Annotated in this window: 9 protein-coding genes; 4 read left to right on the top strand and 5 right to left on the bottom strand. The window is 62.9% G+C overall.

Features of this window, described 5'->3' with window-relative positions:
- The first annotated feature begins 116 nt into the window (after positions 1 to 116).
- Positions 117 to 1,580: an NADH-quinone oxidoreductase subunit NuoN gene (gene nuoN / locus ACZ9IL_RS05185; RefSeq protein ID WP_476002550.1), complete on the top strand. Its 1,464-nt coding sequence runs from the start codon at positions 117 to 119 to the stop codon at positions 1,578 to 1,580.
- A gap of 173 nt (positions 1,581 to 1,753) precedes the next feature.
- A complete protein-coding gene (locus ACZ9IL_RS05180) occupies positions 1,754 to 2,377 on the top strand; it encodes a DUF2239 family protein (RefSeq protein WP_476002549.1) in 624 nt (207 codons plus the stop codon).
- A 100-nt stretch (positions 2,378 to 2,477) separates the two neighbouring features.
- Here the strand turns inward: ACZ9IL_RS05180 and purL are convergent, their stop codons facing one another.
- Positions 2,478 to 6,371 (bottom strand): phosphoribosylformylglycinamidine synthase, encoded by a 3,894-nt coding sequence (gene purL, locus ACZ9IL_RS05175; protein WP_476002548.1) that lies wholly within the window; start codon positions 6,369 to 6,371, stop codon positions 2,478 to 2,480.
- A gap of 149 nt (positions 6,372 to 6,520) precedes the next feature.
- On the opposite strand from purL, the gene mltF reads away from it, so the two are divergent.
- On the top strand, positions 6,521 to 8,020 hold the full coding sequence (gene mltF, locus ACZ9IL_RS05170; protein ID WP_476002547.1) for a membrane-bound lytic murein transglycosylase MltF: 1,500 nt from the start codon (positions 6,521 to 6,523) through the stop codon (positions 8,018 to 8,020).
- 165 nt (positions 8,021 to 8,185) lie between these two features.
- On the top strand, positions 8,186 to 8,332 hold the full coding sequence (locus tag ACZ9IL_RS05165; protein ID WP_476002546.1) for a hypothetical protein: 147 nt from the start codon (positions 8,186 to 8,188) through the stop codon (positions 8,330 to 8,332).
- 30 nt (positions 8,333 to 8,362) lie between these two features.
- Here the strand turns inward: ACZ9IL_RS05165 and ACZ9IL_RS05160 are convergent, their stop codons facing one another.
- The 4 genes from ACZ9IL_RS05160 to ACZ9IL_RS05145 all read right to left on the bottom strand — a co-directional run bounded on the left by ACZ9IL_RS05160 (position 8,363) and on the right by ACZ9IL_RS05145 (position 12,129).
- The gene (locus ACZ9IL_RS05160) at positions 8,363 to 8,596 is read right to left on the bottom strand and encodes a zinc ribbon domain-containing protein (protein ID WP_476002545.1); all 234 of its coding nucleotides are present in this window, start codon (positions 8,594 to 8,596) and stop codon (positions 8,363 to 8,365) included.
- Positions 8,597 to 8,715: 119 nt separating this feature from the next.
- The gene (gene der, locus ACZ9IL_RS05155) at positions 8,716 to 10,227 is read right to left on the bottom strand and encodes a ribosome biogenesis GTPase Der (RefSeq protein WP_476002544.1); all 1,512 of its coding nucleotides are present in this window, start codon (positions 10,225 to 10,227) and stop codon (positions 8,716 to 8,718) included.
- Between the two features lie 74 nt (positions 10,228 to 10,301).
- A complete protein-coding gene (gene bamB, locus ACZ9IL_RS05150) occupies positions 10,302 to 11,486 on the bottom strand; it encodes an outer membrane protein assembly factor BamB (RefSeq protein ID WP_476002543.1) in 1,185 nt (394 codons plus the stop codon).
- Positions 11,479 to 12,129 carry a YfgM family protein gene (locus ACZ9IL_RS05145; RefSeq protein WP_476002542.1) on the bottom strand — a complete coding sequence of 217 codons (651 nt, stop codon included), beginning with the start codon at positions 12,127 to 12,129 and terminating at the stop codon, positions 11,479 to 11,481. The genes bamB and ACZ9IL_RS05145 overlap by 8 nt, the downstream gene beginning before the upstream one ends.

The raw sequence follows: 12,129 nt of genomic DNA, 5'->3' as shown, positions 1-12,129 counted from the left end.
CAACGGCTGGCCCTGCTGCCTTCCTTGTCCACTCACGATAGGGGCACTGCAATGGCATCGTCTTCCTCTCAACGACTGGCCCTGTTGCCCTCCTTGTCCACGACAGGAGCACTGTCATGACGTTTACTGCCGCTCAACTATTGGCCCTGCTGCCGCTGTTGCTGACCACAGGGGCCATGGTGGCCCTGATGCTGGCCATCGCCTGGAAACGCTGCGATGACACCGCCTTCGTGGTGACCATCACCGGCCTGAACCTGGCCCTCTTCTCCCTGCCCATCGTCATGGCGCAGGGGGATCAGGGCGTCACTCCCCTGCTGCAAGTGGACGCTTACGCCGTCTTCTACATGGGGCTGGTGCTCATCGGTGCCCTGGCGACCTGTACCTTCGGTCGCTCCTGGCTCAAGGGCTATCCGGACAACCGGGAAGAGTTCTACCTGCTGCTGCTGATCGCCACCGCCGGTGGCCTGGTACTGGCTGGCTCCCGCCACCTCGCCTCCCTGTTCATCGGGATCGAGATGCTGACCCTGCCGATGTTCGGCCTGGTGGGTTACGCCTACCGCGAACGCCATTCCCTGGAAGCCAGCATCAAGTACATGGTGCTCTCCGCCGCCGCCACCGCCTTCCTGCTGTTTGGCATGGCGCTGCTCTACGCCCAGGCCGGCAGCCTGAGCTTCAGCGATCTCGGTCTGACCCTGGCCCAGAGCCCGGCTCACCATCCGCTGCTGATGGGCGGTCTGGGTCTGATGCTGGTCGGCTTCGCCTTCAAGCTCTCCCTGGCGCCGTTCCACCTCTGGACCCCGGACGTGTACGAAGGGGCCCCGGCGCCGGTCGCCACCTTCCTCGCCACCGTCAGCAAGATCGCGGTGTTCTGCGTGCTGCTGCGCTTCTATCTGGCGGTCCCTGCCACCAGCGACCCCACGTTCCACTGGCTGCTGGCGGCCATTGCGGTCGTGTCCATCGTCGTCGGTAACCTGCTGGCGCTGATCCAGACCAACATCAAGCGGATGATGGGTTACTCCTCCATCTCCCACTTCGGCTATCTGCTGGCAGTGGTGGTGGCGAGCCGCCTCGGCCAGATGCCGGTGGAAGCGGCCGGCGTCTACCTGCTGATGTACCTGTTCACCAGCCTGGGCGCCTTCGGCGTCATCAGCATGATGTCCAGCCCCTATCGCGGCAAGGATGCGGACTCCCTGCACAGCTACCGCGGTCTGTTCTGGCACAGGCCCTACCTGACCGCCGTCATGACGGTGATGATGTTGTCCCTCGCGGGCATCCCCATGACCCTGGGCTTCATCGGCAAGTTCTACCTCATCGGCGTCACCGTCGATGCCAAGCTGTGGTGGCTCTCCGGCGCCATCGTGCTCGGCAGTGCACTGGGGCTTTACTACTACCTGCGGGTCATGGTCACCCTCTACCTGCGCGAGCCCGGCATGCAGCTGCGCGATGCCAAGGCCGACTGGGCCTTCTCCTCCGGGGGACTGGTGGTGCTGCTCTCCGCCATCCTGGTGGTGGCGCTGGGTATCTATCCCCAGCCGGTCATCAGCCTGGTGCAGGGCTTCCAGCACGTTGTTCTGCAATAAGCGCTGCGTTAACGCGCAGGCGCGCAATAAAAAACCGGCCGATTGGCCGGTTTTTTATTAGGGCAACGAGTGCAACCGCGCCTGACTATTTTATCCGGGTATTATTGACCCAACATTTATATCCGGATATAAATATCTCCTCGTCTTCTTTTTCTGCACCCTGAGGCATCACTATGACCCCCCTTCTCTATACGGCATTTGACGGCCATCGCCGCATCGCATCCGGCCCCCTGCCAGAGGTCGCCCTGGCGGTGAGGCAGGCAAACGACGCAGGCGCCAACGGCCCCGTCCTGATCTTCGACGACGCCAGCGGTCGCTCGGTGGACATCGACATGCGAGGATCCGACGAAGAGCTGGTTGCACGGTTGACACCACCGAGTCGCGAACCGGTCACCTCTCCCCCAGAGGCCAGTCAGACCGAAGAGAGCAGCGAGGCAATGGCGCCACGGGGGCGTGGTCGCCCCAAACTGGGCGTCATACCCCGGGAGGTCACTCTGCTGCCCCGTCATTGGGAATGGCTGGCGTCACAGCCTGGCGGCGCCTCAGTGGTGCTGCGCAAGCTGGTTGAGGAGGCGCGGCGTGCCAGCGCGGAGAAGGACAGGTGTCGCCGGGCACAAGAGCGTGCCTACCACTTCATGTCGGCGCTGGCGGGAGACCTGCCAGGCTTTGAAGAGGCGGCCCGTGCGCTCTTCGCAAACGATCTGCCACGCCTGCGCGCATTGATGGCCCCCTGGCCAGAGGATGTGCGCAACCACGGGCTCAGACTCGCCTGCGGGGAGGGTCAATCAACAGCTTGAGGCAAAGACGGCCATGCCCCACCGATGCCGCCCATGAACTGAATAAAAAAAACCGGCCACGTGGGCCGGTTTTTCATTGCCGCAGACTCTGTGCCGGGGATTAACCCAGTCGCACGCGGGCGTTGCGGAACATCCGCATCCAGGCGCCGTCCTCGCCCCAGTTGTCCGGGTGCCAGGAGTTCGCCACGGTGCGGAACACCCGCTCCGGGTGCGGCATCATGATGGTGGCGCGACCATCGATGGTGGTCACGGCCGTGATGCCGTCCGGTGCGCCGTTCGGGTTGGCCGGGTACTGCTCGGTTACCTGACCGCGGTTGTCGACGAAACGCAGCCCCACCAGACCGCTGGCTTGCAGCGCGCTCAAGTGAGCGGCGTCACGCACCTCGACTCGCCCTTCGCCGTGAGAGACGGCGATGGGCATGACAGACCCTTCCATGCCGGCGAAGAAGGCGGAGGGCGACTCCTGCACCTGCACCAGGCTGAAGCGCGCCTCGAAGCGCTCGGAGCGGTTGCGCACGAAACGTGGCCAGAGATCGGCTCCCGGGATCAAGTCGCGCAGGTTGGACATCATCTGGCAACCGTTGCAGACGCCGAGCGACAGGGTGTCGCCACGCGCGAAGAAGCGCTGGAACTGCTCGCGGGCGCCGTCGTTGAACAGGATGGACTTGGCCCAGCCCTCGCCCGCCCCCAGCACGTCACCGTAGGAGAAACCGCCGCAGGCAACCAGGGTCTGGAACTGGTTGAGCTCGATGCGGCCGGACAGGATGTCGCTCATGTGCACGTCCACCGCGCTGAAGCCGGCACGATCGAACGCCGCGGCCATCTCCACGTGGGAGTTGACCCCCTGCTCGCGCAGCACCGCCAGTCGTGGTGATACACCCCGGGCTATGTAGGGCGCGGCCACGTCTTCACTCGGGTTGAAGCTCAAGGTTGCGTGCAGACCCGGATCGGTCGCATCCTGGCGGGCAGCGTGCTCGCTGTCGGCGCACTCGGGGTTGTCACGCAAACGCTGCATCTGCCAGCTGGTCTCGCCCCAAATGGTGCGCAGGGCGGTGCGGCTGGCGCGATAGACTTCTGTACCTGCACGCTGCAGGGTAATGAGATCCCCCTCACGCACAGTCCCCAGCACGTGGGAGCAGGCCGCCAGGCCGTGACCGGCCAGCAGGGTCAGCACCGCTTCTTTGTCGTCGCGGCGAACCTGAATGACGGCACCCAGCTCCTCGTTGAACAGCGCCGGCAGCAACTCGCCGCCGATGCGATCGAGCTGGATATCGAGGCCGCAGTGACCGGCGAACGCCATCTCGGTCAGGGTGACGAAGAGGCCACCGTCGGATCTGTCGTGGTAGGCGATGAGTTTTCTGTCCGCCACCAGCGTCTGGACGGCGTTGAAGAAGCCCTTGAGCTGTACCGGATTGTCGAGATCCGGTGCGCTGTCGCCGAGCTGGCGATAGACCTGGGCCAGGGCCGAGGCGCCGAGGCGCTGCTTGCCGTTACCCAGATCGATGAGGATAAGGTCGGTCTCACCGAGATCGGTACGCAGCTGCGGGGTGACGGTGTTGCGCACATCCTCCACCCGGGCAAAGGCGGTGATCAGCAGGGAAAGCGGCGAGGTGACGCTGCGCTCCTCACCCTCTTGTTGCCAGCGGGTCTTCATGGACATGGAGTCCTTGCCGACCGGAATGGTGATGCCAAGGGCCGGGCAGAGCTCCTCGCCCACCGCCTTGACCGCCTCATAGAGGCCGGCATCTTCACCAGGGTGACCGGCGGCGGCCATCCAGTTGGCGGAGAGCTTGACCCGCTTGAGGGAACCGATGTGAGCCGGTGCCAGGTTGGTCAGGGCCTCTGCCACCGCCATGCGGGCGGAGGCGGCGTGGGAGAGCAGCGCCACCGGGGTGCGTTCACCCAAAGACATGGCCTCGCCGTGGTAGCCATCATAGGTGGCCGCGGTGACGGCGCAATCCGCCACCGGGATCTGCCAGGGGCCGACCATCTGGTCGCGGTTGACCAAGCCGGTCACGCTGCGATCGCCGATGGTGATGAGGAAGGACTTCTCCGCCACCGTCGGCAGGCGCAGCACCCGCTCGGCCGCCTCGCTCAAGGTGATGCCGTCGAATGCAAGAGGCTTGCCCTGGGCCGGCAGGCTGGCGACATCGCGGTGCATCTTGGGCGCCTTGCCGAGCAGCACGTCCAGCGGCAGATCGATGGGCTGATTGTCAAAATGCGCATCGCTGAGGGTCAGATGCTTCTCTTCGGTGGCGGTGCCGATGACGGCATAGGGAGCGCGTTCACGCTCGCACAGCGCCTTGAACTGCGGCAGCTTGTCCTGAGCCACCGCCAGCACGTAGCGCTCCTGGGATTCGTTGCACCAGATCTCCAGCGGGCTCATGCCCGGCTCGTCGCACTGGATGGCACGTAAGGAGAACTTGCCGCCACGCTCGCCGTCGTTGACCAGCTCGGGCATCGCGTTGGAGAGGCCACCGGCGCCCACGTCGTGGATGAAGACGATGGGGTTGTCGTCCCCCAGCTGCCAGCAGCGGTCGATCACCTCCTGACAGCGGCGCTCCATCTCGGGGTTGTCCCGCTGCACCGAGGCGAAGTCCAGATCCTCGGCGGACTGGCCGGACGTCATGGAAGATGCCGCGCCGCCACCGAGGCCGATGTTCATGGCCGGGCCACCCAGCACGATGAGGGCGGCTCCGACCGGGATCTCCCCCTTCTGGACGTGCTCGGTGCGGATGTTGCCGATGCCGCCCGCCAGCATGATGGGCTTGTGATAGCCGCGCACCTCGACGCCGTTGTGGCTCGGCACCTGCTCTTCGAAGGTGCGGAAGTAACCGAGAATGGCCGGACGACCGAATTCGTTGTTGAAGGCGGCGCCGCCGAGCGGCCCCTCCTGCATGATGTCAAAGGCGCTGACTATGCGGCTCGGCTTGCCGAAATCCTGCTCCCAGGGCTGCTCGAAGCCGGGGATCCGCAGGTTGGAGACGGAGAAGCCCACCAACCCCGCCTTGGGCTTGGCACCACGACCGGTCGCGCCCTCGTCACGAATTTCGCCGCCGGAGCCGGTGGCCGCCCCCGGGAAGGGGGAGATGGCGGTCGGGTGGTTGTGGGTCTCCACCTTCATCAGGATGTCGACCCGCTCCTGGTGATACTGATACTCGCCATTGGCGGGGCTCGGGAAGAAGCGGCCCCCCTCGCTGCCTTCCATCACGGCGGCGTTGTCTTTATAGGCAGACAGGACATGGTCTGGCGTCTGCACGAAGGTGTTCTTGATCATCTTGAACAGCGACTTGTGTTGCTGTTCGCCGTCTATGGTCCAGTCGGCGTTGAAAATCTTGTGACGGCAGTGCTCGGAGTTCGCCTGGGCAAACATGTAGAGCTCGATGTCATTCGGGTTGCGGCCAAGCTTGGTGAAATTCGCCACCAGATAGTCGATTTCGTCCTCGGCCAGGGCCAGACCCAGGCTGATGTTGGCGGAGGCCAGGGCGGCGCGCCCACCACCCAGCACATCGACCTGAGTGAAGGGGCGCGGCGTTTGATGGGCAAACAGCGTGCTGGCCTGACTCATCTCGTCAAACACCACCTCCATCATGCGATCGTGCAACAGGGCGGCGATCTCGGCACGCTGGGCCGCACTCAGGCTGGCCTTGGGCTCGACATAGTAGGCAACGCCGCGCTCCAGCCGCTTGACCTGGTTCAGGCCGCAGTTGTGGGCGATGTCGGTTGCTTTGGAAGACCAGGGGGAGATAGTGCCAGGACGGGGGGTAACGAGAAACAGCTGACCGCTGGGGGTGTGTTCCGGGATTGTCGGGCCGTAGCGCAAGAGCTGGCCCAAGGTCGCTCGCTCCGGTGGCGACAAGGGGCTTGCAAGCTCGGCGAAGTGCACATATTCGGCATAGACGCTCTCTATCTCTACTCCTCTCTGCGCACAGCTTTGCAGCAGCTTGTGGACACGAAACTCAGACAGTGCAGGGGCACCACGCAAGATTTCCATATACCTTTCTCACCAAGTTTTAGAGTGTGGGGGGATTTGAGACGCGCGTATTATAGGGATCAGGCCGATAACGGACAAACGTTTTTCTCATCGAGCGCGATGTGACTCCCTCCACACTCTCTGGTATAAAGGAGCCTCTTTTTTGACAAGTGCCGATTTTTTCAACAAGGGTACTCACCTACTTGCGCTGCATTTTTCGACTGTTCATCGGGATGCTGTTGACGCTGGCCCTCGCCGGTTGTGACTTCTATTCCCCCTCCAGCCAGCTGGAGCAGATCCGCCAGCGTGGCGAGATCCGGGTTGGCACCCTCTATGGCCCTACCTCCTATTACCAGCGTGACGACGCCCCCCAGGGGTTCGACTACGAGCTGGCGAAAGACTACGCCGACTGGCTGGGGGTCAAGCTGACCATAGTCCCCACCTACAGCACCGCCGAACTGGTGGAGCTGCTGGAGAAGAAGAAGCTGGATATCGCGGCTGCCGCCATCGTGGTCACACCGGAGCGGCGCAAGCTGTTTCGCTTCGGCCCTGGCTTCTACCAGGTCTCCCCCAAGCTGGTCTATCGCAACGGCTCCCCCAAACCCAAGGATATTGGCGATCTGAAGGGCTCCATCGTGGTACCCGCCGGCTCCACCGGTGAAGATCTGATGAAGGAGCTCAGCAAGCAGAACCCCAATCTGAACTGGAGCGTCAACCGGGACGCGGACGTGGAGGAGCTGCTCAAGCAGGTCGTCGACGGCAAGGTGGACTACACGGTGGTACAAGATACCGTGCTGGCCCGCACCCAGCGTTACTATCCCGAGCTCACCGAGGGGCTGACGCTGGCCAAGAAGCAGGCCGTGGCCTGGGCCATGACCAAGCTGCCCGATGACAGCCTCTACGCCAGCATCATCGACTTCTTCGGCCAACGCTTCATGGATGGCTCCATCGCCAAGCTGGACGAAAAATACTTCGGCCATGTGCAAAACTTCGACTTCGTCGATACCCGCACCTTCCTGCAGCGGGCCAAGAGCCTGCTGCCCAAGTATCAGGAGCTGTTCCAGACCCACGCCAAGGAGATCGACTGGCGTCTGCTGGCCGCCATCAGCTATCAGGAATCCCACTGGGACCCACAGGCGAAATCCTACACCGGGGTACGCGGCATGATGATGCTGACCGAGCCCACCGCCAAGGCGATGGGGGTCAGCAACCGGCTGCACCCGGAGGAGAGCATCAAGGGCGGTGCCCGCTATCTGCAGGAGATGATGGAGAAGGTGCCGGACTCGGTGCCGGATGACGAGAAGGTGTGGTTTGCTCTCACCGCCTATAACATCGGCTACGGCCACATGATGGATGCCCGCCGCCTGACCAAGGCGCTTGGCAAGAATCCCGATGCCTGGAGCGACGTGAAGGAGGTGCTGCCGCTGCTGCAACAGTCGCGCTGGCATCGCAAGGTGCGCTACGGCTACGCCCGGGGCGGCGAGGCGCGCAACTACGTCAACAACGTGCGCCAGTACTACCAGAGTCTGCTCTGGCTCGACAACGAGCAGCGCAAGGCCCATCGCCGGGAAGAGCTGGACGAGGATGACAACAGCGACCCAGCCTTGCCGGTCGCCAGTACCGGGCAGCCCACCATCATCGCCGAGGTGGTCAAGCAGATCATTCCCTAAACCCTGCCCGGGTTTGTTTTCGAGGGGGAGTATCTGTTACCATCCCATCAGACCTGTGCCTGCTTGAGAGGTGCTTATCGCAATATATTCATCACCTTGCGATACCGATGGAAGAATGCACCGCCACACTCTCGACAGCGCCAGGATGACCAGGGAGGAAACAAGATGAGAACACGCAGAAGAGCTACCTTGACCAGGAAGAGCAAGTGCGCCTGGAGCCCCAGACGCAAGCTCAAGCTGGCCGACATGAAACGCAAGATCTGGCGCAGAAACCGCTCCTACAGCTTGCTGATTGCAGAGCACACAGAATAAACCCGGCCAAGGCCGGGTTTTTTTAATGCCTCATTGCGCCGCCAGCGGCGTCACCTCGAACGCCACCGTACGCTTGGAGACCAGGCTGTTGCAGTGGTTGCAAAAATAATCCACCGCGCCGCAGGCCCGCAGCCGCTCCAGCTCCTGCTGGCAAGTCGGGCACCGGGCGCGGATCCGGTAGTGCGCACCACAATGGCCACAGCTCGTCTCGGCACTGCGGCCGTCAAGGTTGGCCTCGCAGGCCGGACAGATCAGAGAACTCATCTCCGTACTCCTCTCAAAGTGAATGTGCTCAAGGTGGGCCCTGAGCAGACCCCCCTCTCCCCCTTCATTGGACAACACGCCCAAAGCAAAACGGCTGCCGCAGGGGCAGCCGTTCGGGCTTATTTCTTGGTTTTGTTTCTCGCCTTGAGCAGGCGATCCCGTTGCCGCTCCTGGCTCAGGGTCAGGGTATTCTTCCTGCCCTCGAACGGGTTGGCTGACTCCTGGAACTCGACCCGGATCGGGGTACCCATGATCTTCAACGACTTGCGGAAGTAGTTCATGAGGTAGCGCTTGTAGGAATCCGGCAGATCGTTCAACTGGTTACCGTGGATCACGATGCGCGGCGGATTGTAGCCACCGGCGTGAGCGTACTTCAGCTTGACCCGGCGACCGTTCACCATGGGCGGCTGGTGATCTTCCTGGGCCATCTGCATGATGCGGGTCAGCATGGCGGTACTGGTCCGACGGGTGGCGGACTGGTACGCCTCCTGGATGGACTCGAACAGGTGGCCAACGCCGCTGCCGTGCAGGGCGGAGATGAAGTGCACCCGAGCGAAGTCGATGAAACCGAGGCGACGGTCCAGCTCGTTCTTCACGTCCTCTTTGATCTTCTGATCCAGGCCATCCCACTTGTTCACTACCAGCACCACGGAACGGCCGGAGTTGAGCACGAAGCCGAGGATGCTGAGATCCTGATCGGTGATGGTCTCGCGGGCGTCGATCACCAGCAGACAGACGTTGGCATCTTCGATGGCCTTGAGGGTCTTGATGACGGAGAACTTCTCCACCGTCTCGTGCACCTTGCCGCGGCGACGCACGCCGGCGGTGTCGATGATCACGTACTTCTGCTCGTCACGCTCCATCGGGATATAGACGGAGTCGCGAGTGGTACCCGGCATGTCATAGACGATGACGCGGTCTTCACCCAGCATTCGGTTGGTCAGGGTCGACTTGCCGACGTTGGGACGACCGACGATGGCGAACTTGATGGGCAAGTCGGCGAACGGCGTCTCCTTGGTGTCTTCGCGGGTATCCAGATCACCGGCAGCCACCATGCGCAGCAAGGCTTCTTCGTCGAAGTCCTCATCCAGTTCGTGCTGGGCATCGTCTTCGGTGCCAGCGGCCGCTTCGACCAGCTCTTCCAGGTGGGGTGCCAGGGCCAGCTCCAGCAGGCTCAATACACCACGGCCGTGGGCCGCCGCGATCTGGTAAACCTCGCCCAGCGCCAGTGCATAGAACTCGGACACGGCGGAATCGCCGTCGATGCCGTCGGTCTTATTGGCAACCAGGAATACTTTCTTGTGGGTCTTGCGCAAGTGCTCGGCGATGGCCTGATCCGCGGCAGTCAAACCGGCACGGGCATCCACCATGAACAGCACCACATCGGCTTCTTCAATGGCCAGCAGGGATTGCTCGGCCATCTTCAGCTCGATCCCCTCTTCGCTGCCATCGATACCGCCGGTATCGACCACGATAAATTCCAGCTCGCCCAACTTCGCCTGGCCGTATTTGCGATCCCGGGTCAGGCCGGGGAAATCGGCGACCAAGGCATCCCGGGTACGGGTCAGGCGGTTAAACAGGGTGGATTTCCCCACGTTGGGGCGGCCCACCAGGGCTACTACAGGAGTCATAAAAGCCTCATTCTCAAGACGACAAAGGCTCCGGGTCCGAAGACCAGGAGCCGGATATTCACATTGAAGGGTGATCAGGGACGCGCGAGCGCGTACAACTTGCCACCACGGCTCTGCACATACAGGGTGTCACCGTCCACCAGAGGGGCGGCGTAGAGACCACTGCTGTCGAGCTGCTGCATGGACTTGATGGTACCATCGGTACGATCCAGCCAATACAGGTAACCTTCCACATCGCCGACCACCACATAGTCGCCAAGGACGACGGGGGCAGTCACCGACCGGTTTTCCAGCTGGGTGTTGGACCACAGCTCCAGGCCGTTACGACGGTCCACCGCAAACAAGTGACCACGGCTGTCGGTCAGTACGATGGCGTTACCGGTCACTGCCATGTCGCGATAGCCGGAATACTTGCGCTTCCACACCTCGTCGCCGGTCATCAGTTTGCGGGCCATCAACTGGCCATTGTAGGCGATGGCATAGAGCTCATCGCCGGCGATGAGCGGAGTCGCATCCACGTCCACCATGCGATCCAGCTCGGTCGCACCGCGCGGATCCGCCACCTTGGACTGGCGCACGGGTTGACCGTTGCTCAGCAAGGCGATACCCACCTTGCCATCGGCACGACCGTAGATCACGGCGCCGTTGGTGATGACGGGTGCACCGGCACTGCGCAGAGTCAGCGGCGGCTGTTCTTCGCTGAGGGACCACTGTTGCTTACCCTCGTCGGTATCGAGCGCGATCAGTCGGCCCGAGGTGGTCAGCACCACCACCCGGCCATCCTCGACCGCGGGGCTCGCTACCACTTCACCGGGCACCGTGGTCTGCCACAGCACTTCCCCGTTTGCCTCGTTCAGGGCGTAAACCACCCCGTTCTCGGAACCGAGGAACAACTTGCCGTAACGGGACACCAGGCCACCGGAGAGGCGGGCGCTGCGTTTGTCGGCGTTGACCGGCAGGTCAGCCAGATCCACGCTCCACAGCACCTTGCCATTGGCACGATCGAAGGCCGTCACATCGCCATCACGGGCGGCGGCATAGACGTGGTCCTCTTCCACCACCGGCTGCAGCTGGGAGTAGAAGTCACCGATGCCATCGCCGACGGAGGAGGACCAGCGGGTGTCGGCACTGAAGCTGGAGGTGACCACCGGCAGCGGCGCCATCGGGGTCAGATCCTCTTCCGAGCTGAACAGGGAGCAGCCCTGCAAGGCCAGGGCGACGGCAGCCCCGAGCGCCATTCGCTTGTAGCTGTTACGCATCCGGTGCCTCATTTGCAGTCACGGCTGGCAGCGCCAGATCGTCCATCTTCAGCTTGAGTTCGCTGCTCGCCTGCAGACCGCCGGCATCGGCCGCCGCCTGGTAGGCATCGCGCGCCTCTTCCGGCTTGCCCTGCTTGAGCAGCACATCACCCCGGGCTTCGGCAACCTGGGCCTTGAAGGCCTCGTTGTTGATCTTGCCAAGCTGAGCCAGAGCCTCGTCGGCCTTGCCCAGATCGTTGAGCACCCGGGCCAGACGCAGGGCGGCGATGGGACGAATGCTCTCATCCCCGTTGGCGGCAACCTGGGTCAGTTGCTCGGCAGCCAGATCCAGTTTGTTGGCCTTGACCGCGGCCGCGGCCAGCTGCAGGGCGGCCAGCTCGGCGTAGGAGTCACCCTGATGAGCGCTGATGAAGCTCTTGGCCTGCTCCAGCGCAGCGTCATCGCCCTTGGCAAGCTGTGCTGTCATCTCGTTGTAAGCCTGAGAGGCCGTTTCCTGGCCAACCTGCTGCTGCTCGTTGTAATAGCGCCAGCCAAAGAGGCCGACCAGACCGATCACAGTCCCTGCAAGCACCGAGGTCCCGTTCTCTTTCCACCAGCTCTTGATGACCTCAACCTGTTGTTCTTCGGTGGTATAAACTTCCAC

The organism is Aeromonas sp. TECH754, assembly GCF_056279295.1.
Note: the sequence above shows the minus strand (reverse complement) of the source record. Positions and strands in the feature narration are given on the sequence as shown.

Coding starts and splice junctions, on each gene's coding strand:
- nuoN (WP_476002550.1), top strand. CDS start 117: ATGACGTTTACTGCCGCTCAACTATTGGCCCTGCTGCCGCTGTTGCTG.
- bamB (WP_476002543.1), bottom strand. CDS start 11,486: ATGCGTAACAGCTACAAGCGAATGGCGCTCGGGGCTGCCGTCGCCCTG.
- purL (WP_476002548.1), bottom strand. CDS start 6,371: ATGGAAATCTTGCGTGGTGCCCCTGCACTGTCTGAGTTTCGTGTCCAC.
- der (WP_476002544.1), bottom strand. CDS start 10,227: ATGACTCCTGTAGTAGCCCTGGTGGGCCGCCCCAACGTGGGGAAATCC.
- ACZ9IL_RS05160 (WP_476002545.1), bottom strand. CDS start 8,596: ATGAGTTCTCTGATCTGTCCGGCCTGCGAGGCCAACCTTGACGGCCGC.
- ACZ9IL_RS05165 (WP_476002546.1), top strand. CDS start 8,186: ATGAGAACACGCAGAAGAGCTACCTTGACCAGGAAGAGCAAGTGCGCC.
- ACZ9IL_RS05180 (WP_476002549.1), top strand. CDS start 1,754: ATGACCCCCCTTCTCTATACGGCATTTGACGGCCATCGCCGCATCGCA.